This is a genomic window from Streptomyces sp. NPDC020958 (assembly GCF_055562175.1).
Genome location: NZ_JBVHFU010000019.1, coordinates 80,609 through 102,585 on the forward strand (window position 1 = coordinate 80,609; position 21,977 = coordinate 102,585).

Below are 21,977 nucleotides of genomic sequence, written 5' to 3' on the forward strand. Positions count from 1 at the left end.
TTCTGGCCGTGGGATCTTGGGCCGCCGAAGCCCCGGGTGCTGACGACCCCTCAGAGCGGCTCACACGACTCGCGTCCAAGGCCGGTTGGGCTGCACGGGCCCTCAGGACCGGGACCTTCGGGAACCGCGCGGGACCGGATGGCCGCTGCCCCGATCCGGCATGGCGCAGAAGCATCGTTCGCGGCCGCGGCACTCGCAGCGACCTGCATGCACCGCATCTCCAGCGACCTGCACAAGGAGCACAGCCATGTCCAGGACCACGACCAGTGGCGAGCGAGCGGCGCCCAAGGCCGCTCTCGGGCTGCCCGCCGCGTCCGCACTCGTGATCGGCAGCATCATCGGCACCGGAGTCTTCGCCCTGCCCTCGGCCCTCGCCTCCTACGGGCCGATCTCCCTGGTCGCCTTCGTCGCCGTGACCCTGGGAGCGCTGGCGCTCGCGTCGACCTTCGGTTCTCTGTCGAAGCGGGTCCCGGCGAGCGGCGGACCGTACGTCTACGCCAGGGAGGCCTTCGGCGAGTTCGCGGGCTTCCTGAACGCCTGGTCCTACTGGATCACCGCATGGGCCGGCAACGCGGCGATCGTCGTGGCATGGGTCGGCTACGTCGAGGTCTTCGTGAACACCGGCCACAAGGCGTGGATCTCCGTGACCCTCGCGCTGGTCGGACTCTGGATACCCGCGGCGATCAACCTCACCGGAGTCCGCAACATCGGCGCGTTCCAGGTGATCACGACCGTGCTGAAGTTCATCCCGTTGATCTTCATGGCCAGCATCGGGCTGTTCTTCGTCGACCCCGACAATTTCGGTGCCTTCAACGCCAGCGGTCAGTCGGCGCTGGGCGCGATCTCCGCGGCGGGGGCCATCGCCCTGTTCAGCTACCTCGGGCTGGAGGCCGCCTCGGTGGTCGCCGGCCGGGTGCGTGACCCGGAGCGGAACGTGCCCCGTGCCACCGTGTACGGCACGCTCGTCTGCGCCGTCATCTACATCCTGGGCACCCTGGCCGTCTTCGGCACCGTCTCGCACGCCGAACTGGGTTCCTCCACCGCGCCGTTCACCGACGCCGCCAACAACATCTTCGGCGGCACCTGGGCCGGGAACGCCGTCGCCGCCGCCGCGATCGTCTCCGGCATCGGCGCGCTCAACGGCTGGACCATGTTGTGCGCGGAGATGCCGTACGCCGCCGCCCGCGACGGTCTCTTCCCCGACGCGTTCGCCAAGCTCCGCGGGCAGAACGGCGTACCGGCCTTCGGCATCGTCGCCTCCACCGTGCTGGCCTCGCTGATCACCGTGTTCAGCTACACCCGCTTCGAGGACGTCTTCACCAAGATCGTGCTGCTGAGTGTGCTCACCGCGGTGATCCCGTACCTTTTCTCCGCCGCCGCCCAGCTGTACTGGTTGCTGGTGCGCGGGCGGGAGAGCCTCAGCTCGCGCCGACTGGCCCGGGACGTGACCGTCGCCGCCGTCGCGATGGCCTTCTCCTACTGGTCGATCCAGGGCAGCGGCTACCAAACCGTCTACTACGGCCTGTTCGTGCTGCTGCTGGGCCTGCCGGTCTACGTCTGGCTGAAGCGGAGCCAGGGCACCTACGGCGAAGCGAACGCGCCGATCCCCGCCGCCCGCGCCCCGCGCGAAGAGCGAGCCCCCGAGACAGCGGTCCCGGCGCCGGTCAAGCGGATCTCCCGAGGGCTGGGCACCAACCGAATCGGCGGCCCACGCAAGCGGAACGGCCGCCGCCACCAGGGCTGACCGCCGTCACCGGGACTGACCGCCGTCACCTGGACAGACAGAGCCTCCCGGCCCAAGGCCGCCCCGCACCCCACCCCAGAGGAATCAAAGCCATGAGCACGTTTCACGTCGATTCCGAGGTCGGCCCCCTTCGCCAGGTGATCCTGCACCGCCCCGGCCTCGAACTCGCCCGCCTCACCCCGCGCAACGTCGACGCCCTGCTCTTCGACGACATCCTGTGGGCCAAGCGGGCCCGCGAGGAACACGACGCCTTCGCGCAGGTGCTGCGCGACCACGGGGCACGCGTCCACTACTTCGCCGACCTGCTCGCTCAGACCCTCGACGCCGACGGCGCCCGGGACTGGCTCCTGGACCGGGTCATCACCCCGGCCGGCGTCGGCCCCGCCCTCGTCGACCCCGTGCGTGAACTCTGCGCCGAGCTCGACGGGGAGACGCTCGCCGACTACCTGATCGGCGGCATCCTCAAGAGCGACCTGCCGCTCGCGCCCCCGCACAGCCTGGTCTGGAGCGCGCTCGACGCGGACGACTTCGCGCTCACCCCGCTGCCCAACCACCTCTTCCCGCGCGACAACTCGTGCTGGATCTACGACCGTCTATCGGTCAACCCCATGGCCAAGCCCGCCCGCCGCCGGGAGAGCCTGCACGCCGAGGCCATCTACCGCTTCCACCCGATGTTCGCGGGCGTCGCCCCCGAACCGCTCCTGGACGGTGCGGTCGGCACCCTGGAGGGCGGGGACGTGCACGTCCTCGGCAACGGCGCCGTCATGGTCGGCATGGGCGAGCGCACCACCGCGCAGGCCGTGGAGAATCTCGCCGCCCGGCTGTTCGCCGACGGCACGGCCAACCGGCTGATCGCCGTCCAACTGCCGGCCACCCGCGCCTTCATGCACCTGGACACGGTGCTGACCATGGTCGACCGGGACGCCTTCACGATCTACCCGGGACTCGCCGACTCGCTGCGCTCCTGGACGCTGCTGCCCAGCGACACCCGTGAGACCGGCTTCGATGTCACCGCCGACTCCGACCTGGCCACCACCCTGGCGGAGGCCCTGGACGTGGACAAGGTGCGGATGCTCTCCGCGCCGCAGGACATCCGGGGGGCCGAGCGTGAACAGTGGGACGACGGCAGCAACTTCCTGGCCGTCGCGCCCGGGGTGGTCGTCGGCTACGAGCGCAACGTCACCACCAACACCTACCTGCGCAAGCAGGGCATCGAGATCGTCACCATCGCCGGCGCCGAACTCGGACGCGGCCGGGGCGGACCACGCTGCATGAGCTGCCCCATCGAACGCGCCCCGGCCAACTGACGCAGCAAGGGAAAACCACCATGACCGTCGACCTGCGAGGCCGCTCCTACCTGAGCGAACTCGACTTCACCGCCGCCGAGATCCACCACCTCCTCACCCTCGCCGCCCACCTCAAGGCCGAGAAGCGCACCCGCACCGAACGGCCCCGGCTCACCGGCCGGCACCTCGCGCTGGTCTTCGAGAAGACCTCCACCCGCACCCGCTGTGCCTTCGAGGTCGCCGCCGCCGACCAGGGCGCCCACACCACCTACCTCGGCCCCGGCGACACCCACATCGGCGGCAAGGAGTCCATCGCCGACACCGCTCGCGTGCTCGGCCGCATGTTCGACGCCATCGAGTACCGCGGCTCCGACCAGGCACTCGTCACCGAACTCGCCACCCGCTCCGGCGTCCCCGTCTACAACGGCCTCACCGACACCGCCCACCCCACCCAGAGCCTGTGCGACGTCCTGACCATGCACGAGCACAGCGCCAAGCCGCTGCAGGACATCGCCTACTGCTACCTCGGCGACGCCCGCAACAACATGGGCAACTCGCTGCTGTCCATGGGTGCGCTGCTCGGCATGGACGTCCGCATCGCCGCCCCGCGCGCGCTGTGGCCGGACGGCGAACTTGTCACCCGGTGCCGGGAGCTCGCCGAGCACGGCGGAGGCCGGATCCTGCTCACCGAGGACGTCGAGACCGCGGTACGGGGTGCCGACTTCCTGCACACCGACGTGTGGGTCTCCATGGGAGAGCCCGCCGACACCTGGCGGGAGCGGATCGAGCTGCTGCTCCCGTACCAGGTCAGCGACAAGACCCTTGCCCTCACCGGCAACCCGGACGTGAAGTTCATGCACTGCCTGCCGGCCCTGCACGACCGCGGCACCCGTCTGGGCCGGGACCTCTTCGACACCTACGGCCTGGACGGCCTGGAGGTCACCGACGAGGTCTTCGCCTCCCCGGCGTCGATCGTCTTCGACCAGGCGGAGAACCGGCTGCACACCATCAAGGCCGTGCTCGTGGCCACCCTGGAGGACTGAGCCATGCGTATCGTCGTCGCCCTCGGCGGCAACGCCCTGCTGCGTCGGGGCGACCGCCCCGACGCGGCCGTCCAGCAGGAGAACGTCGACCGGGTCGTCACCGCCCTGGCCGCCCTCACTCACGACCACGAGCTGGTCATCACCCACGGCAACGGCCCCCAGATCGGCCTGCTCGCCATGGAGAGCGCGGCCGACCCGGCCCTGACCGTCCCCTATCCCCTCGACACGCTGGGCGCCGAGACCCAGGGCATGATCGGCGCCCTGCTGGCCCGTGCCCTGCACAACGCCCTGCCCGGCCGCCGCGTCGTCACTCTGGTCACCCACACACTGGTCCGCGCGGACGACCCGGCCTTCGAGCACCCCAGCAAGTTCGTCGGCCAGGTCTACGGCCAGGCCGTCGCCAAGGGCCTCGCGCGGCACCGCGGCTGGCGCATGGGGCTGGACGGCGAGGGCTGGCGCCGTGTCGTGCCCTCCCCGTCCCCGCAGGGCATCGTCGAGATCGAGACGCTCCACGAACTCCTCGGCGGCGGCACGCTGGTGATCTGCGCCGGCGGCGGAGGCATCCCCGTCACCGCCGACCGGGACTCCGGGGCCCTCACCGGCGTCGAGGCGGTCGTCGACAAGGACCTCACGGCCGCCCTGCTGGCCGAGGAGCTGAAGGCCGACTTCCTGCTCATCCTCACCGACGTGCCCTGCGTGTACGCGGGTTACGGCACCCCGGACCAGCACCCCGTGTTGGACGCCACCCCGGCCCAGCTGCGCGACGCGGGCTTCCCCGAGGGGTCCATGGGACCCAAGGCGGAGGCGGCGGCCCGCTTCGTGGAGCGGACCGGGGGACTGGCCGCCATCGGCGCCCTGGACGCGGCCTACGAGATCGTCCACGCCCGGTCGGGCACCTTGATCCGTCCCGACCTCGCGGCCGGCTGACGGACCGCAGCGCGGGAGCAACTGGGGCGTCCGGCCTACGGGACCAGGGCCGGACGGCCCGCCCACGGGCACTGCCCGGCACTCCCCGTGACGACCACGGACGACAAGCATCGAACTGCAGGACATGCGCGAACCGAGGAGAGACGGCGATGACCACAACCGTGACAGTCGGCGGCCAAGTCACCGAGGCCTGGCGAGGGTTCGCCGGGACCAGCTGGCGCGACCGGATCGACGTGCGCGACTTCATCCAGGCCAACTACACCCCGTACGAGGGCGACGCGTCCTTCCTGACCGGTCCCACCGACCGGACCCGTGCGCTCTGGGCGAAGGTCAGTTCGCTGTTCCCGGAGGAGCGCCGCCGGGGCGTCCTCGACGTCGACACCGCCACCCCGTCCACGATCACCTCGCACGCCCCCGGGTACATCGACCGCGACCGCGAACTGATCGTCGGCCTCCAGACGGATGCCCCGCTCAAGCGCGCGATCATGCCGAACGGCGGCCTGCGGATGGTGGAGAACGGGCTGCGCGCGTACGGCTACGAGCCGGACCCGTTCGTGACGCGTGTCTTCGGCACCTACCGCAAGACCCACAACGACGGCGTCTTCGACGCCTACACCCCCGAGATGCGCGCAGCACGGAAGGCCGGCATCATCACCGGACTGCCCGACGCCTACGGCCGGGGCCGGATCATCGGCGACTATCGCCGCGTGGCGCTCTACGGCACGCACCGGCTGATCGCGGCCAAGAAGGCCGAGCGGGCCAAGCTCGACGCCTGCGGGTCCGGCACCGAGGTCATCCGTGACCGGGAGGAACTCGCCGAGCAGATAAGGGCGTTGGGCGAGCTGACGCGGATGGCGGCGGCGTACGGCTGTGACGTCTCGCGGCCCGCCGCCACCGCCCACGAGGCCGTGCAGTGGCTCTACCTCGGTTATCTCGCCGCGGTGAAGGAGCAGAACGGCGCCGCGATGTCGCTCGGCCGCACCTCCACCTTCCTCGACGTCTACCTCCAGCGGGACCTGGCGGACGGCGTCCTCGACGAGACGCGCGCCCAGGAACTGATCGACGACTTCGTGATCAAGCTGCGGATCGTCCGGTTCCTGCGCACCCCCGAGTACGACGCCCTGTTCTCCGGCGACCCGACCTGGGTGACGGAGTCCATCGGCGGCATGGGCAGCGACGGCCGCACCCTGGTCACCCGCACCTCCTTCCGGTTCCTGCAGACCCTCTACAACCTCGGCTCTGCCCCCGAACCCAACCTCACCGTCCTGTGGTCGCCCCGACTGCCCGGCGGCTTGCAGGAGTTCTGCGCCCGGGTGTCGGTCGACACCAGCGCCGTCCAGTACGAGTCCGACGACCTGACGCGCCCGCGCACCGGAGACGACACCGCCATCGCCTGCTGCGTCTCGGCCATGGCGGTCGGAAAACAGATGCAGTTCTTCGGAGCGCGCGTCAACCTCGCAAAGGCCTTGTTGTACGCGATCAACGGTGGCCGCGACGAGATGACCGGCGAACAGGTCGCGCCCGCCGCGCCCCCTCTGACCGGCGAGTACCTCGACCACGAGGAACTGTCGGCGGCCTATGACCACGTCCTGGACTGGCTGGCCCGGACGTACGTCAACGCGCTCAACGTCATTCACTACATGCACGACAAGTACGCCTATGAACGCCTCGAGATGGCGCTGCACGACTACCCCGTGCACCGCTTCATGGCCTGCGGCATCGCCGGCCTGTCGGTGGCCGCGGACAGCCTGTCGGCCGTCAAGTACGCGCGGGTGAAGGTGGTCCGGGACGCCACCGGCCTCGCCGTCGACTTCCGCACCGAGGGTGACTTCCCGGCGTACGGCAACAACGACGACCGCGCCGACAGCATCGCCGTCGGCCTGGTCGAGACCTTCATGGCGAAGGTGCGCCAGTACCCCACCTACCGGGGTGCCGAACACACCCAGTCGGTCCTCACCATCACTTCGAACGTCGTCTACGGCAAGCACACCGGCAACACTCCCGACGGCCGCCGCGCCGGACAGCCCTTCGCCCCCGGCGCCAACCCGATGAACGGCCGTGACCGCCACGGCGTCGCCGCCTCCGCCCTCTCGGTCGCCAAACTCCCCTACGAGCAGGCCCGCGACGGCATCTCCCTGACCACGACCATCACGCCCGAGGGCCTGGGCCACAACCCGGCCGAACGCGCGGGCAATCTGGTGGGCATCCTCGACGCCTACACGGCGGCCGGCGGCTTCCACATGAACGTCAACGTCCTCGACCGCACCATCCTGGAAGACGCGATGGAGCACCCGGAGAACCACCCGGACCTGACCATCCGGGTCTCCGGATACGCCGTCAACTTCGTCCGCCTGACCCGGGAGCAGCAGCTCGACGTGATCAGTCGCACCTTCCACGGTTCGCTGTGAGCACGATGACCCGCGGCCGGATCCACTCCTGGGACCTGTCCACCGGCGTCGACGGTCCCGGGACCCGGTTCGTCCTCTTCGTCTCCGGCTGCCCGCTGCGCTGCCTGTACTGCGCCAACCCGGACACCTGGCACATGCGCGACGGCAAGGAGACGACCGCCGACGAGGTGATGACGGAGATCGAGAAGTACCGCGCCTTCATCACCACGGCAGGCGGCGGCGTGACCATCACCGGCGGCGAACCGCTCCTCCAGTCCGCCTTCACCGGCGAGATCCTGCGCCGCTGCAAAAAGGCCGGACTGCACACCGCCCTCGACACCTCCGGCTTCCTCGGCGCCCGCGCCACCGACGAACTCCTCGCCGACATCGACCTGGTCCTGCTGGACATCAAGTCCTTCGACGTCCCCACCTACCACGCCCTCACCGGCGGCGAACTCACCCCCACCCTGCACTTCGCCACCCGCCTCGACCACCTCGGCGTACCGATGTGGATCCGCTACGTCCTGGTTCCCGGCTGGACCGACGACCTGCCGCGCGTGGACGCCCTGGCCCGTTTCGTCGCGGGCCTCGGCACGGCCGAGCGGGTGGACGTCCTGCCCTTCCACAAACTCGGCGCCGCCAAGTACGACGCCCTGGGGATCCCCTTCCCGCTGCGCGACAATCCGGTCCCCGACTCCGACCTGACTGAGAACGTCCGCGCCCGCTTCCGGGAGCACGGCGTCGCAGCTTACTGACCGCCGGCCCCAACAGGCCTTCAGGACAGGGCCGTTCAGCCCCACAGCGACAGACCTTCGGCATCCGGCGGTGTCCGGTGCGCGGCACGAGAGTAAGTGACGTCAGGCAACCTCCTGAACGCCCTGAAGGGAATCACGATCATGGCCGTGCACGAGCACCCGCACCGGACTTCCGGCTTCCACCTGCCGTCGTTCCGCAGAGCCCGGACCGCATCCGAACCGGCCGTGTTGGAGGTCACCGACACGCACACCGTGCAGGCATACGCCTTCGCGTCCCTGCGCCTGCTCACCGGGTTCGTCTTCCTGTGGGCGTTCCTCGACAAGACCTTCGGCTTCGGCTACGCCACCCCGTCCGGCAAGGGCTGGATCGACGGCGGCTCGCCGACCAAGGGCTTCCTCGGCTCCGTCGCCGCCGGGCCGATGGAGTCCGCCTTCCACTCCTGGGCCGGCGACACCTGGGCCGACTGGCTGTTCATGCTGGGCCTGCTCGGTATCGGCCTCGCTCTGGTCGCGGGGGTCGCGCTGCGGCTCGCCGCCGTCGCGGGCACCGTGATGATGGCGCTGATGTGGATCGCCGAGTGGCCGCCCGCCAAGCACCTCTCCGACGGCTCGCCGAGCATGTCCACCAACCCGTTCGTCGACTACCACGTCATCTACGCCGTCGCCCTGATCGTCCTGGCTGCTGTCGCTGCAGGCGACGCCCTGGGCCTCGGCCGGCTCTGGGCCAAGCTGCCGGTCGTCCGCTACCACGGCTGGCTGCGCTGACCGACGAGACGCGGTGGGCCGCCCTCGGCCCACCGCACTGTGCCACACAGGGGCGGCCGGACCCGAACGGGGACCAGCGGCCTCTGCCCGAAAAGACCCCCGAAGACGACGCTGCAATCGCGTCGCCCGCCCCAGGAGGCAGAGACCATGCAGGGAACCATCACGATCGGCCTCGACGGATCACCGGAGAGCCGGGCCGCAGCGGAATGGGCAGCCCGTGAGGGGAAGCTGCGCGGCCTGGCCCTGAAGATCGTCCATGTCTGGGAGCCGGTGCCCGACCCGATGGCGCAGGCGCCGCTGGTCGGGGCCGAGACCCAGCAGCACTGGACCGAGCGAATACCGCGCGAAGCCGCCGACGGGCTCCGCCGGCGCCATCCCGGCGTCAGGGTGACCGTCGAGCAACTGTCGGGCACGCCCGGTGACGTGCTCGCCGAGGCGGCGAAGGACACCGAACTGCTCGTTCTCGGCTCGCGCGGCCTGGGCGGCATCGGTGGCTTCCTGGTCGGCTCGGCCGGCCTGAGCGCCGTGGCCCACACCGGGCGACCCGTGGTCCTGGTCAGGGCCGGGGAGCAGTGCGTCGACGAGCACGAGCCGGACCCGGCGGGAGTCCCCTCTGCCGCGGCACCCTTCCGGCCCGTCGTCCTGGGCCTGGACACCGACCACCCCGACGACACGCTGATCGAATTCGCATGTGAGGCCGCAAAGCTCCGCGCCACTTCGTTGCGCGTCGTGCACGGCTGGTTCCCGCCGCCGTACTACGCGTACGGGATGCCCGTGAATCCGCCCCTGCACGCAGCGCTCTCCCTGAGCGAGCAGGAGGCACTCGCCGAGGTGCTGCGCCCCTGGCGGCAGAAGTACCCGGACGTCGAGGTCGTGGAGGAGTCCCACTACGGCAGCGCCGCCGTGCTCCTCCTCGACGCGGCACAGACGGCGTCCCTCGTGGTCGTCGGCCGGCGCATCCGGCGCACTCCCCTCGGCGCCCACATCGGCCATGTCACGCACGCCGTGCTGCACCACTCCACCGCCCCCGTCGCCGTCGTCCCCCACGACTGACCGACACCGAGACTCCTGGGAGAGAACCACCATGAAGGCAGCTGTCGTACGAGCCTTCGGCAAGCCCCTGATCATCGAGGAGCGCCCCGACCCCGAGCCCGGCCCCGGGCAGGTCCGGATCCGTGTCGAGGCCTCCGGGCTGTGCCACACCGACATCCACGCCGCGCAAGGCGACTGGCCCGTCAAGCCGAACCCGCCGTTCGTCCCCGGACACGAGGGCGTCGGACTCGTCGAAAAGCTCGGCGAGGGCGTCACCCACCTGGCCGTCGGCCAGCGGGTGGCCGTGCCCTGGCTGGGCAAGGCCTGCGGGCGGTGCGAGCACTGCCTGTCCGGCTGGGAGACCCTGTGCGAGCAGCAGATCAACACCGGCTACGGCTGCGACGGCGGGTACGCCGAGAAGATGCTGGCCTGGGCCGACTTCGCCCAGCCCGTGCCCGACGGCGTCAGCGCCGTCGACGCCGCCCCGCTGACCTGCGCCGGCGTGACGACGTACAAGGCGCTCAAGGTCGCCGGCGTGCGGCCGACCCAGCTCGTCGCCATCTCCGGGATCGGCGGGCTCGGCCACCTCGCCGTGCAGTACGCGAAGATCGCGGGCGCCACTGTGGCGGCCATCGACGTCACCGACGAGAAGCTCGAACTCGCCACCGCGCTCGGCGCGGACCTCGTCATCGACGCTCGCAAGGACGACGTCGGCGAGGTCCTCAGGCAGCACGGAGGAGCGCATGCCGCGATCGCGCTCGCAGTGAACGACGCCGCCTTCGAGGCCGCCAACTCCGGTCTGCGGCGCGGCGGCAAGCTGGTCATGGTCGCGCTGCCCGCGCACGGCACGGTCCGCGTCCCGATCTTCGACACCGTCCTGAACGGCACGAGCGTCATCGGCTCGATCGTCGGCACCCGCCAGGACCTCGCCGAGGTCTTCCAGCTGCACGCCGCCGGACAGACCCAGGTGATCTGCGAGACCCGCCCCCTGGCCTCCGTGAACGAGTCCATCGACGAGGTGCTGCGCGGCGAGGTCAAGGCCCGGATCGTCTTCGACATGAGCGCGGGGCGGTGACGACGATGGACCTCCCACTCGTCGTCGGCGTCGACGGCTCCGAGCCCAGCCTCCGGGCCGTCGACTGGGCGGCCGACGAGGCCGCCCTGCGCGGGGCGCCGCTGCGGGTGGTGTACGCCTCTCTCCGGGAGCGGTACGAGGGTTCCTCACTGGCCAAGGACCTGGGCAAGCCGTCCGAGCAGGTCATGGCCGAGGACATCGTCCGGACCGCCGCACAGCGGGCCCACCTGCGCCAGAGCGGTGTCAACATCTCCACCGAGGTGCTGCCAGAGGAACCCGAGTACGCGCTGGTGCATGAGAGCCGCAGCGCCTCCGCGCTGGTGCTCGGCACCCGTGGCCGCAGTGGTTTCGTCGACATGCTGCTCGGCTCGGTCAGCCTGGCCGTCGCCGCCCACGCGGCCTGCCCGGTGATCGTGCTGCGCGGCAGTCACGACAACCAGGTCCGTGCGGGAGACCACGGCCACGTCGTCCTGGGCGTCGGTGAGCACGGGACGGATTCCGCCGCCCTGCGCTTCGCCGTCCAGGAGGCGAGGCTGCGCGGCGCGACTCTGGACGCCGTACGGACCTGGAGGTGCCCGGCCCACGAGACCACCGACCACCCGCTGCTCGCCGGTGAACCCGCGCGGCTGCACGAACAGCACGCCGCCGAGGTCCTCGCGGACGCGCTGCAGGGCGCCCCTGCCGACGTGAAGGTGCGTCCGCGTACGGTCGAGGGTCCGGCCCGTCGACTGCTCCTGGCCGCCTCCCACGAGGCCGACCTCCTGGTGGTCGGCGCCCGGCGCCACCCTGAGCACCTCGGACTCCAACTGGGGCGCGTCGCACATGCGGTGCTGCACCACTCCGCCTGCCCGGTGGCCGTCGTACCCGAACAGGCGTGAACGCGATGTCCACGCTCGAGAACCAGTACGCCACCGCACTGTCCGACGCGCACTGGCGTGCCGCCAACCACCTGGCGGCGGGCCAGATCTGTCTGATGTCCAACCCGCTGCTGACCGAGCCGCTGCGGCCCGAGCACATCAAGCCCCGGCTGCTGGGTCACTGGGGCACCTCGCCCGGCCTGGACGCGCTGTGCGTGTGGGGGCCGGGGCACGGCGGCCCGTCCGTGCCGGCCAACTCGTGGCTGGAGGGCAGCTACAGCGAGACCTACCCCGACGTCTCCCGGGACGCGGCGGGGATGGGGCGGCTGTTCCGGCAATTCTCCTTCCGCGGCGGGGTGCCCAGCCATGTGGCTCCCGAGACGCCCGGCTCGATCCACGAGGGCGGCGAGCTCGGCTACTCGCTGTCCCATGCCTACGGTGCCGCCTTCGACAATCCTGACCTGCCGGTGGCCTGTGTGATCGGGGACGGTGAGGCGGAGACCGGGCCGTTGGCCGCCTCCTGGCACTCGAACAAGTTCCTCGACCCGGTGCACGACGGTGCAGTCCTGCCGATCCTGCACCTGAACGGCTACAAGATCGCCAACCCGACGGTGCTGTCCCGTCTCCCGGAAGTCGAACTCGACTCGTTGCAGCGCGGCTACGGCCACCATCCGATCCATGTCACGGGCGACGACCCGCGCGAGGTGCACCGGGCCATGGCGGCGGCGATGGACGACGCGCTGGACCGGATCGCCGTGATGCAGCAGACCGCCCGTGAGGGCGGGGTCGCCGAGCGGGTGCATTGGCCGGTGATCGTGCTGCGGACGCCGAAGGGGTGGACCGGCCCGGCCGAGGTGGACGGCGTGCCCGTCGAGGGCACCTGGCGGGCTCACCAGGTTCCGCTGGCCGGCGTCCGCGAGAACCCGGAGCACCTGCGGCAGCTGGAGGCGTGGCTGCGGTCGTACCGGCCCGAGGAGCTGTTCGGGCCCGACGGCGCGCGGCGGCTCGGCGCGACCCCTCGCGCCAACGGCGGTCTCCTGCTGCGCGACCTGCGGCTACCCCTGGCTGATCCACCGCCTCGCCTACCGGCGCACCGGTCACCGGAACCTGCACGTGCGCGGGTACAAGGAGTCGGGGACCACGACCACGCCGTTCGACATGGTCGTCCGCAACGACCTGGACCGCTACCGGCTGGTCATGGACGTCGTCGACCGGGTCCCCGGTCTCGGCGTCCGCGCCGCTGCCGTACGCCAGCAGATGGCCGACGCGCGCACCCGCCACCACGCGTGGATCCGCGAGCACGGCACCGACCTGTCGTCAGCTCCACCGTAGTTCGCCTTTCCCCCGCACGATGCGCACGAATCCCGTGACGGCCGGCAGTCCCGGCCTGCTCACGACGGCATCGATCTTCGTACGGGCGTACGCCAGAGTCGCTTCGTCCACGGGGCCGTCGGAACGCAGCCGCACGGTGGGCGTCGCCTGGGCGTGGTCGGTGGTCATGGGTTCCTCCATCGGCCACCGGAATGCTGGGGGACTCGAACGTTCGGCGTGATTCAGGCCGCGGTGCCGGGGAGCCACAGGTCGGGGCCGAAGACCTCGTGGCGGATGCGCCGTGCGGGCACCCCGGCGGCGAGCAGCTGTCCGCGTACCACGCGCATGAAGGGGAGCGGACCGCACAGGAACACCGTTGCTTTGTGGCGGAGTCGGATGCCGTCCAGGACCATCGGACCGGTGCGGGCGTCGGGTTCCTCCGCTCCGGGGCGTTCGTACCAGAAGACGGCGCGGGCACCCGGAAGCCGTCCGACGAGGTCGTGTGCCTCGGCGCGCAGTGCGTGGTCGCCGGGGGAACGGTCGGCGTGAACGCGGTCGTGGAGCAGGGCGGAGACCTCACCGTCCGGCCCGGCGGCCCCTGTCACGATCGGCGCCCTGAACGGACGCCGGCGCGAGGGCGGCGCCGATGCGCGCTACGGCCGTGCCGTCTGCTCATGGGCGGGACGGTCCTGCGTACGGCCGTAGTAGGCGAGGCGCATGAGCTCCTGCATGTCGTCGAGCATGGGCATCCGCGGGTTGGCGGGCGCGCACTGGTCCTCGTAGGCGTTGAGGGCCTGCTGGGGCAGGGCGTCGAGGAACGCGCGCTCGTCGACGTCGAGGGCCTGGAACGTCGGCTCGATGCCCACCGCGTCGCGGAGCCGCTCCACCGCCGAGGCCAGCGACTCGACGCCCTCGGCGGGCGTGGTGGCGGGCAGGCCGAGGGCGCGGGCGATGTCCTGGAAGCGTTCCGGAGCACGGTAGTTCTCGTACTTGGGCCAGCCGGTGAGCTTCGTGGGGACGGTGCCGTTGTAGCGGATGACGTGCGGCAGCAGAACGGCGTTGGTGCGGCCGTGCGCGATGTGGAAGGTGGCGCCGAGGGTGTGGGACATCGCGTGGACGATGCCGAGGAACGCGTTGCCGAAGGCCATGCCCGCGATGGTGCCGGCGTTGTGCATCTTCTCCCGGGCCCTGGGCTGTGCCGCGCGGTCGTTCACCGCGGCCTCGATGTTGTCGAAGATCAGCCGGATCGCGTGCAGGGCCGGGCCGTCGGTGAAGTCGCTGGCGTAGACAGACACGTACGCCTCGACGGCGTGGGTGAGGGCGTCGAAGCCGCTGTCGGCGGCCAGTGCCCGGGGCAGCCCGGTCGTGAGCAGCGGGTCGACGATGGCCACGCTGGGGGTGAGCGCGTAGTCGGCCAGCGGGTACTTCTTGCCGGTGGCGGGATCCGAGATGACGGCGAACGGGGTCACCTCGGCACCGGTGCCGGAGGTGGTGGGGATGCACACCAGGCGGGCCAGCCCGCCCAGTGTCGGGAAGCGGAAGGCGCGCTTGCGGATGTCGGAGAACTTGTGCCGCATGTCGGCGAAGTCGACGTCCCTGCCCTCGGCCTGCTGCTCGTACAGCAGCCACATCACCTTGGCCGCGTCCATGGGGGAGCCACCGCCCAGCGCGATGATGGTGTCGGGGCGGAAATCACCCATCAGCCGGGCGCCACGCCGCACGGAGTCGATGCTGGGCTCGGGTTCGACGTTGTCGATGACCTGGATGGTGACCGGCTCCCGGCGCCGCCGCAGCACACGCTCGACCCGGTCGACGAGGCCGAGGCGGGTCATCGTCGCGTCGGTGACGACGGTGACGCGGTGGACGTCCGGCATGGAGGTCAGGTAGCGGATGGACTGCGGCTCGAAATAGATCTTCGGTGGGACCTTGAACCACTGGAGGTTGTTGTGGCGCACCGAGACGCGCTTGACGTTCAGGAGCTGGGCCGCGGAGACGTTGTTGGAGACCGAGGTGCTGCCCCAGGAGCCGCATCCCAGTGTCAGTGACGGCAGCAGGCTGTTGTAGATCCCGCCGATCGCGCCCTGCGACGAGGGTGAATTGACGATGACCCGTACGGTCTTCATGCGTCGGCCGTACGCCTCGGCCAGGGCGCTGTCCTCGGTGTGGATGACGGCGCTGTGGCCCTGCCCGTGAAAGTCGACCATGTCGGCGGCGAGGTCGAAGCCCCGCTGCTCGGATTCGGCGCGCAGGACTGCGAGGACCGGGCACAGTTTCTCCCGGGTGAGCGGTTCCTGCGGGCCGACCTGAGCGGCCTCGACCAGGATGAGGGACGTGTCGGCCGGTACGGTGAACCCGGCCTGCTCGGCGATCCACGCCGGGCTCTGGCCGACGGCCGCGGAGTTCACCTTGGGCTCGCAGTCGGCCACCGTGGCCTTGTCGGCCGACCGGGAGGCCGGGAACAGGAACGCCTCCAGCTTCGCCTTCTCCTCGGCGGTCGCCACGTGGGCGTGCAGCGTACGGAATTCGGCCAGGGCGGCGTCGTAGATCTCCTCGTCCAGGATGACGGCCTGCTCGGAGGCGCAGATCATGCCGTTGTCGAACGACTTGGACAGCACCAGGTCGTTGACGGCCCGGCGCAGCTCGGCGCTCTTGTGCACGTACGCGGGGACGTTGCCGGCGCCCACGCCCAGGGCGGGCTTGCCGGCCGAGTAGGCGGCCTTGACCATGGCGTTGCCGCCGGTGGCCAGGATGAGCGAGACACCCGGGTGCCGCATCAGGGCGCCGGTCGCCTCGACGGAGGGGGTTTCGATCCACTGCACGCAGTGCTCGGGCGCACCCGCCGCGACCGCCGCGTCGCGCACGACACGGGCCGCCTGTGCGCTGCAGCGTTGGGCGGAGGGGTGGAAGGCGAACACGACCGGGTTGCGGGTCTTCAGCGCCATCAGCGCCTTGAAGATCGTGGTGGAGGTCGGGTTCGTGACCGGTGTGACCGCGCACACGACGCCGACGGGCTCGGCTACCTCGATCATGTCGTCGATGTCGTCGCGGGCGATGACCCCGACCGTCTTCATCGGGCCCATGCTGTGCGTGACGTGTTCACAGGCGAACATGTTCTTGGCGGCTTTGTCCTCGAAGACTCCGCGTCCGGTCTCGTCCACGGCGAGTCGCGCCAGCGCGGTGTGCTGGTCCAGGGCGGCGACCGAGGCCTTCTTCACGATGTGGTCGACCTGCTCCTGGTCGAGCGTCTCGTAGTCGGCCAGTGCCTTGAGTCCGTTCGCCACAAGCCGGTCCACCGCGATGGCACTGTCGGACGGTGCCTCGGTGAGTCCGGTGGTCTCGCTGCGGTCGTCGTGGCGGGTCATGGTGGGCGAGCCTCCGTCGTCGAGAGACCGCCGCCGCAGGGGCGGCGGCGCGGGGTGAGAGCACGGGGTGGGAGCGGCACTGCGGGGGATCGGTGCCGCTCCCCCCGGCAGCGTCTCTCTTCAGCGGGGCCCGCCCCCAGGTCCCGCCGGTCCCTTCGGAGGGCTGACCGGTCCCGAATCGATGCGGCTGTTCAGCCCGTTGACAACGCCGACCACTCCGTCCACCCGATACGTCAGCCGGATCGCGAGCGGGATGTCGTCTCGTTGGCTGACGGTCCCGGCTAGCGTGACCATGCCGTCCCGGACCGACACGGTCACCGTGTCGGCCGGCAGGCCCAGGGCACGGGTCACCACCTCGTCGGACACCTCCTGGCGGATCTCGTCGTCGGTGCGCAGGAAGACACGCAGCAGATCCCGGCGGGTGGCGATGCCGATCAACCGGTCCTCCTCGTCGACGACCGGAAGGCGTTCGACGCCGTGACGTTCCATCACGCGCGCGGCGTCCGCGATCCGCTGCTCCGGATGCACCGTGACCGCGGGCGTCGTCATCAGTTCCTGTGCGGTGCCGGCCCCGGCGCGGGTGACCGCGGCCGCCCGAAGGGCCCCGCGCCTCAGCGGAGGGATGCGGAGCCTTCCCCTCCGGTCGGATGCGGACCTGGTTGCCTGGTGCCGGATCAAATCCGTCTCGGAGACCACGCCCACGACTTTGTCGTCGTGATCCACGACGGGCAGCCCGCTGATCTGATGCCGGTCCAGCAACCGCACCAGATCCTTGAACGACGTGTCCCGGTGCGCCTCGACGACGTCGCCTGTCATCACCTCACCGACGATGCGGGCCATGGCACTCACTTCCTTCCTCATCCGGTGTCCAGGTCGGGTCGTCCACCGGATCTGCGTGCAGGGCGGGCCGTCGCCGGCCGGATCTGGTACCTGGGTCAAGGCTCCCTCCCGCGCCTCGTGCCGAGCAGGGCCGAGTGTCCTGTGCGGAGGGTCCGACCCGCTCACGGCTCGGTGGGCGGGTTTCCGAGCGCGGCCCGTCCTGCCTCCAGGCGGGCGACCGGGACGCGGAACGGCGAGCAGGAGACGTAGTCGAGGCCCGCCGTATGGAAGAAGTGGACCGAGTCCGGATCCCCGCCGTGTTCACCGCAGACGCCGATCTTCAGGTCAGGTCGCTGCGCGCGCCCCTCGTCGACGGCGATCCGCACCAGCCGGCCCACGCCGGTGACGTCCAGCGTCTCGAACGGTGAGGCGGCGAAGATGCCCTTGTCGAGGTAGGCGGAGAAGAACGCGGCCTCGACGTCGTCGCGGGAGAAGCCCCAGGTGGTCTGGGTGAGGTCGTTGGTGCCGAAGGAGAAGAACTCCGCCTCCTCGGCGATCCGGCCGGCCGTGAGCGCGGCCCGCGGCAGCTCGATCATGGTGCCGACCGGGCAGTGCACCGGGACGCCGGACTCATCAACGACCTCGGCAAGGACGCGTTCCACCTCTTTGCGCTCGATCCGCAGCTCCTCGACCGCGCCGACGAGCGGCACCATGATCTCCGCCTTGGGGGAGCCCCCTGCCCTCGTGCGCGCCACGACCGCCTCGGCGATCGCCCGCACCTGCATGGCGACCAGTCCCGGCACGACCAGGCCCAGGCGGACACCGCGCAGGCCGAGCATCGGGTTCTCCTCGTGCATGCGGTTGACGGCGTCGAGCAGCTCGGTGTCGTGCGGGTCCGGGTGCTCGCCCCGGGCCTCGGCGGTGGCGATGCGCACGGCGAGGTCGGTCCGGTCGGGCAGGAACTCGTGAAGAGGCGGGTCGATGAGCCGGATGGTGACCGGCAGGCCGTCCATCGCCTCCAGGATGCCGACGAAGTCCTGGCGCTGGAGCGGCAGCAGTGCGCCCAGAGCCGCCTCGCGCTCGGTCTCGTCGCGGGCCAGGATCATCGCCTCGACCAGCTTGCGGCGCTCGCCGAGGAACATGTGCTCGGTGCGGCACAACCCGACGCCCTGCGCGCCGAACCGCCGGGCCCGGGCGGCATCCTCGGGCGTGTCGGCGTTCGCCCGCACCTCAAGACGCCGCACCCCGTCGGCCCGCTCCATGGCCCGGGCCACGGCGTCGACCAGTCCCGTCGACCGCTCACCGGTCTCGAAGTACCGCATCACCGCGGAGTCGACCAACGGAGCGGCACCCAGGTACACGGCGCCCCCGGAGCCGTCGACGGAGACGACGGTGCCCTCCTCGACGACGGTGTCTCCCACGGTGAAGCGCCGCGCCGCGGTGTCCACGGAGAGCTCCTCGGCGCCGCACACGCACACCCTGCCCATGCCGCGGGCGACCACGGCCGCGTGGCTGGTCTTGCCGCCCCGGCTGGTCAGCACCGCCTGTGCGGCGATCATGCCGGGGAGGTCGTCGGGGGTGGTCTCCTGGCGTACGAGGACGACCTTCTCGCCCGCGGCGGCGCGGCGGACGGCTTCGGCCGAGTCGAACACGGCGGCGCCCACGGCCGCACCCGGCGAGGCCGGCAGACCGTGCGCCAGCGCCTCGCCGACGGCCGCGGTGTCGAACCGGGGGAACATCAGCCGGGCGAGGCCGTCCCCGCTCACGCGGGACAGACCCTCATCGGCGGTGATCAGGCCCTCGTCGACCAGCTCGGCGCCGATGGCGAACGCGGCTTCGGCGGTGCGCTTGCCCACCCGGGTCTGCAGCATCCACAGCCGGCCGCGCTCGATGGTGAACTCGATGTCGCACAGGTCGCGGTAGTGGGTCTCCAACGTCCGCAGGCTGCCGAGCAGTTGGGTGTACGAGGCTGGGTCCAGTTGCTCCAGGGCGGTCAGCGGGACGGTGTTGCGGATGCCGGCGACGACGTCCTCGCCCTGCGCGTTCGCCAGATAGTCCCCGTAGAGGCCGGGCAGTCCCGTGGCCGGGTCGCGGGTGAAGGCGACGCCGCTGCCGGAATCGGGGCCGAGGTTGCCGAAGACCATGGTCTGCACGTTGACCGCGGTGCCCAAGTCGTCGGCGATGTGCTCGCGTCGGCGGTAGACGCGGGCGCGTTCGCCCCGCCAGGACTCGAAGACGGCGAGAACGGCCCGGCGCAGCTGCTCGTCCGGGGACTGCGGGAAGTCCTCTCCGGTCTCCTGACGGATGATGTCCTTGTACGTCCCGACGAGCCCCGCCAGGTCCGCCGCGTCCAGGCCCAGGTCGTTCGCCGCGCCACGGTCCCGTTTGAGGTCGGCCATGGCGTGCTCGAAGAGAGCGCCGGCGACCCCCATGACGGCGCTACCGAACATCTGTACGAGGCGACGGTAGGAGTCCCAGGCGAAGCGTTCGTTCCCGGACACCTTCGCCAGGCCGAGGACGGACTCGTCGTTGAGTCCGACGTCGAGGATCGTCTCCATCATGCCGGGCATCGAGAACCGCGCCCCGGAGCGGACGGACAGCAGCAGCGGGTCGTCGGACCGGCCCAGCCGCCGTCCGGCCGCCCGCTCCAGGGTCGTCAGGTGCTCGGTGATCTCGCCCGCCAGACCGTCCGGCTCGGCGCCGGTGGCGAGAAACGCCCGGCAGGCCTCGGTGGTGACGGTGAAGCCCGGCGGAACGGGCAGCCCCAGCCGGGTCATCTCGGCCAGGTTGGCTCCCTTGCCGCCGAGCAGGTCGGCCTTGTCACGGCCGCCCTCTGTGAAGTCGTACACGTAACGGATCATGACGCCGGTCTCCTCCGTCGGTCTCAGGGCGGGGTACAGCTCCAGCGTCGGGCCGCCGGGATCGCGAGGGGAGGTGCTGTCGGTCCCCGCCACTGGGCCTACCGGACCAGGTGGGAGCTGGAGAACTCGGCATGGTTCGTCACCGTGTCCTACTGCCGACGGCCGCTGTGGTCGCCCTGGTTGCCGTGGCAGTGAGAGGCCCTCCCGCACCGACGGCCCCAGGGTCCCTGCGGCCCCGCGCGCAAGGGCCCCGTCGGACCTCCGCCCGACCCCCTCGGCTCATGCGCGCCGGCCTGAGCCGGAGTTGGCTGGGAGCAGGGAGAACGACACAGAACAGGGAGGGCGAGGGCTTTGGGTACCAGTCTCACACCGGAGTTCTGGGAGAGGTTCGCGGTGTTGCTCGTGCTGGCGTTGGGACTCACCTGCGTCCTCGCCGCGTTCTTCGACGACCTCGTGGTCCGGCTGCAGAGCCGTCGGGTGCACCGGAGGCCTCCGGCCCAACAGTCGGCCCGGCACCGGGCGGTCCGGGAGGACCATCGCACGGCGGTGCACTCCTGACGCGTCCGGCAGACAAGGTTCCGAACGGTCCGGGGACATGGTCCCCGGCCCACTGCGGTCGACGCGCCGACGGCACGGCGATCACGCCGGGCCGTCACCTCGCGGTGGAGCCGCACGTCTCCCTCGTCCCAGAGGGCCGATCGGGCCCCGTGGGAGGGACCTCGGGCCTCTCCTGTCACGTGCGCGTGCCTCGGAGACTGAGCGTGCATCCCCCAAGGAGGTCCGCACATGTCCGCCATCACCGTCGGTCTCGACGGCTCGCCCGAAAGCCTCGCCGCCGCAGACTGGGCCGCTCGCGAGGCGGAACAACGCGACGTGCCCCTGTGCCTCGTACATGCCGATGACCCACCGCCCCCCATGTACGTCCCCTACGCGGGATTTCCGGCACTGGACGTGCTCGGCGCACGGCGCGCATGGGCCGCCGACCTGTTGCGCGAGGCCGAGACCCGGCTCGCCGGGCGCCACCCCGGGCTCCGGATCACGAGCCGTCAGGTCCAGGAACAGGCCGTCCCCGCCCTGTTGACAGCCGCCGAGGACGGGGAACTGCTGGTCCTCGGGTCCCGGGGCCTCGGCACCGTGCCCGGATTCATCGTCGGCTCGGTCGCTCTCGCCCTCGTGGCGCGCGCCGAGCGACCCGTCGTCCTCGTACGGGCCGGTGAGCGCGCCGAGGACGAGCATCTGCCGGACGACACGGGCGCCGGGTCGATCGCCACCCCCTACCGCGACATCGTCCTGGGCCTGGACGTCGAGAATCCGAACGACGCCGTCATCGAGTTCGCATTCGAGACCGCCCGTCGTCGAGTGGCCCGTCTGCGGGCGGTCCACGGCTGGACGCAGGCGGCCTCCTACGGCTATGGCGTCGCGTTGGACGCGGGGCTGAACCTCGAACTGGCGGAGGAGATACGGCAGGGGCTGGACGATGTCCTGCGGCCCTGGCAGGACAAGTTTCCTGGCGTGGAGGTCAGCGCACAGGCCGTGGTCGGCGGCGCCGGCCGTCACCTCGTACACGCGTCACGGGACGCCGCGCTGGTCGTCGTGGGACGAAAACGGCGCCAGGCCCCGGTCGGCGGCCGCATCGGCCCCGTGACCCATGGGGTGCTGCAACACGCCTCCGCGCCGGTCGCGGTGGTGCCGCACGACTGACCGGGGCCGACGCCGGAACGGCGGCGGAGGCGTGGGCCGTCCTGGTCCAGCT

At 71.0% G+C, this 21,977-nt stretch carries 17 protein-coding genes and 1 pseudogene; 14 read left to right on the forward strand and 4 right to left on the reverse strand.

What is annotated here, in order from left to right; genetic code table 11:
* Positions 1-322 precede the first annotated feature (322 nt).
* The 12 genes and pseudogenes from ACZ3KP_RS35975 to ACZ3KP_RS36030 all read left to right on the forward strand — a co-directional run bounded on the left by ACZ3KP_RS35975 (position 323) and on the right by ACZ3KP_RS36030 (position 13,203).
* A complete protein-coding gene (locus ACZ3KP_RS35975) occupies positions 323-1,744 on the forward strand; it encodes an APC family permease (protein ID WP_467504872.1) in 1,422 nt (473 codons plus the stop codon).
* 92 nt (positions 1,745-1,836) lie between these two features.
* Positions 1,837-3,051, forward strand: a complete 1,215-nt coding sequence (locus tag ACZ3KP_RS35980; protein WP_467504783.1) for an arginine deiminase — start codon at positions 1,837-1,839, stop codon at positions 3,049-3,051.
* A 20-nt stretch (positions 3,052-3,071) separates the two neighbouring features.
* Positions 3,072-4,073, forward strand: coding sequence for an ornithine carbamoyltransferase (argF, locus tag ACZ3KP_RS35985; protein ID WP_467504785.1), 1,002 nt, complete (start codon positions 3,072-3,074; stop codon positions 4,071-4,073).
* 3 nt (positions 4,074-4,076) lie between these two features.
* Positions 4,077-5,000 (forward strand): carbamate kinase, encoded by a 924-nt coding sequence (locus ACZ3KP_RS35990; protein ID WP_467504786.1) that lies wholly within the window; start codon positions 4,077-4,079, stop codon positions 4,998-5,000.
* A gap of 149 nt (positions 5,001-5,149) precedes the next feature.
* Positions 5,150-7,408 (forward strand): formate C-acetyltransferase, encoded by a 2,259-nt coding sequence (gene pflB / locus ACZ3KP_RS35995; RefSeq protein ID WP_467504787.1) that lies wholly within the window; start codon positions 5,150-5,152, stop codon positions 7,406-7,408.
* Positions 7,409-7,413: 5 nt separating this feature from the next.
* Positions 7,414-8,142 (forward strand): pyruvate formate-lyase-activating protein, encoded by a 729-nt coding sequence (gene pflA, locus ACZ3KP_RS36000; RefSeq protein WP_467504874.1) that lies wholly within the window; start codon positions 7,414-7,416, stop codon positions 8,140-8,142.
* 141 nt (positions 8,143-8,283) lie between these two features.
* Positions 8,284-8,907 carry a hypothetical protein gene (locus tag ACZ3KP_RS36005; RefSeq protein ID WP_467504875.1) on the forward strand — a complete coding sequence of 208 codons (624 nt, stop codon included), beginning with the start codon at positions 8,284-8,286 and terminating at the stop codon, positions 8,905-8,907.
* 147 nt (positions 8,908-9,054) lie between these two features.
* Positions 9,055-9,960, forward strand: coding sequence for a universal stress protein (locus ACZ3KP_RS36010; protein ID WP_467504789.1), 906 nt, complete (start codon positions 9,055-9,057; stop codon positions 9,958-9,960).
* 31 nt (positions 9,961-9,991) lie between these two features.
* Complete coding sequence (adhP, locus tag ACZ3KP_RS36015) at positions 9,992-11,014, forward strand: alcohol dehydrogenase AdhP (protein ID WP_467504791.1); 1,023 nt, start codon at positions 9,992-9,994, stop codon at positions 11,012-11,014.
* A gap of 5 nt (positions 11,015-11,019) precedes the next feature.
* Positions 11,020-11,892, forward strand: a complete 873-nt coding sequence (locus ACZ3KP_RS36020) for a universal stress protein (RefSeq protein WP_467504793.1) — start codon at positions 11,020-11,022, stop codon at positions 11,890-11,892.
* 5 nt (positions 11,893-11,897) lie between these two features.
* Positions 11,898-12,941 (forward strand): annotated as a pseudogene (locus ACZ3KP_RS36025) (phosphoketolase family protein); the annotation flags it as partial.
* Positions 12,942-12,984: 43 nt separating this feature from the next.
* Positions 12,985-13,203, forward strand: coding sequence for a phosphoketolase family protein (locus tag ACZ3KP_RS36030; protein WP_467504876.1), 219 nt, complete (start codon positions 12,985-12,987; stop codon positions 13,201-13,203).
* A 221-nt stretch (positions 13,204-13,424) separates the two neighbouring features.
* Here the strand turns inward: ACZ3KP_RS36030 and ACZ3KP_RS36035 are convergent, their stop codons facing one another.
* The 4 genes from ACZ3KP_RS36035 to ppdK form a co-directional block, all read right to left on the reverse strand.
* Positions 13,425-13,787 (reverse strand): ferredoxin reductase domain-containing protein, encoded by a 363-nt coding sequence (locus tag ACZ3KP_RS36035; RefSeq protein WP_467504795.1) that lies wholly within the window; start codon positions 13,785-13,787, stop codon positions 13,425-13,427.
* 48 nt (positions 13,788-13,835) lie between these two features.
* Positions 13,836-16,544 carry a bifunctional acetaldehyde-CoA/alcohol dehydrogenase gene (adhE, locus tag ACZ3KP_RS36040; RefSeq protein WP_467504797.1) on the reverse strand — a complete coding sequence of 903 codons (2,709 nt, stop codon included), beginning with the start codon at positions 16,542-16,544 and terminating at the stop codon, positions 13,836-13,838.
* Between the two features lie 120 nt (positions 16,545-16,664).
* Positions 16,665-17,384 carry a CBS domain-containing protein gene (locus ACZ3KP_RS36045; RefSeq protein WP_467504799.1) on the reverse strand — a complete coding sequence of 240 codons (720 nt, stop codon included), beginning with the start codon at positions 17,382-17,384 and terminating at the stop codon, positions 16,665-16,667.
* Between the two features lie 161 nt (positions 17,385-17,545).
* Positions 17,546-20,224: a pyruvate, phosphate dikinase gene (ppdK, locus tag ACZ3KP_RS36050; protein WP_467504801.1), complete on the reverse strand. Its 2,679-nt coding sequence runs from the start codon at positions 20,222-20,224 to the stop codon at positions 17,546-17,548.
* 351 nt (positions 20,225-20,575) lie between these two features.
* On the opposite strand from ppdK, the gene ACZ3KP_RS36055 reads away from it, so the two are divergent.
* The gene (locus ACZ3KP_RS36055) at positions 20,576-20,782 is read left to right on the forward strand and encodes a hypothetical protein (RefSeq protein ID WP_467504803.1); all 207 of its coding nucleotides are present in this window, start codon (positions 20,576-20,578) and stop codon (positions 20,780-20,782) included.
* A 228-nt stretch (positions 20,783-21,010) separates the two neighbouring features.
* A complete protein-coding gene (locus ACZ3KP_RS36060) occupies positions 21,011-21,925 on the forward strand; it encodes a universal stress protein (protein ID WP_467504805.1) in 915 nt (304 codons plus the stop codon).
* The last annotated feature ends 52 nt before the right edge of the window (positions 21,926-21,977 follow it).

Excerpts from the sequence above, each read along its gene's own strand:
- ACZ3KP_RS36005 (WP_467504875.1), top strand. The coding sequence starts at position 8,284 with ATGGCCGTGCACGAGCACCCGCACCGGACTTCCGGCTTCCACCTGCCG.
- ACZ3KP_RS36020 (WP_467504793.1), top strand. The coding sequence starts at position 11,020 with ATGGACCTCCCACTCGTCGTCGGCGTCGACGGCTCCGAGCCCAGCCTC.
- ACZ3KP_RS36060 (WP_467504805.1), top strand. The coding sequence starts at position 21,011 with ATGTCCGCCATCACCGTCGGTCTCGACGGCTCGCCCGAAAGCCTCGCC.
- adhP (WP_467504791.1), top strand. The coding sequence starts at position 9,992 with ATGAAGGCAGCTGTCGTACGAGCCTTCGGCAAGCCCCTGATCATCGAG.
- pflA (WP_467504874.1), top strand. The coding sequence starts at position 7,414 with ATGACCCGCGGCCGGATCCACTCCTGGGACCTGTCCACCGGCGTCGAC.
- pflB (WP_467504787.1), top strand. The coding sequence starts at position 5,150 with ATGACCACAACCGTGACAGTCGGCGGCCAAGTCACCGAGGCCTGGCGA.
- argF (WP_467504785.1), top strand. The coding sequence starts at position 3,072 with ATGACCGTCGACCTGCGAGGCCGCTCCTACCTGAGCGAACTCGACTTC.
- ACZ3KP_RS36045 (WP_467504799.1), bottom strand. The coding sequence starts at position 17,384 with ATGGCCCGCATCGTCGGTGAGGTGATGACAGGCGACGTCGTCGAGGCG.
- ppdK (WP_467504801.1), bottom strand. The coding sequence starts at position 20,224 with ATGATCCGTTACGTGTACGACTTCACAGAGGGCGGCCGTGACAAGGCC.
- adhE (WP_467504797.1), bottom strand. The coding sequence starts at position 16,544 with ATGACCCGCCACGACGACCGCAGCGAGACCACCGGACTCACCGAGGCA.
- ACZ3KP_RS35990 (WP_467504786.1), top strand. The coding sequence starts at position 4,077 with ATGCGTATCGTCGTCGCCCTCGGCGGCAACGCCCTGCTGCGTCGGGGC.
- ACZ3KP_RS36010 (WP_467504789.1), top strand. The coding sequence starts at position 9,055 with ATGCAGGGAACCATCACGATCGGCCTCGACGGATCACCGGAGAGCCGG.
- ACZ3KP_RS35980 (WP_467504783.1), top strand. The coding sequence starts at position 1,837 with ATGAGCACGTTTCACGTCGATTCCGAGGTCGGCCCCCTTCGCCAGGTG.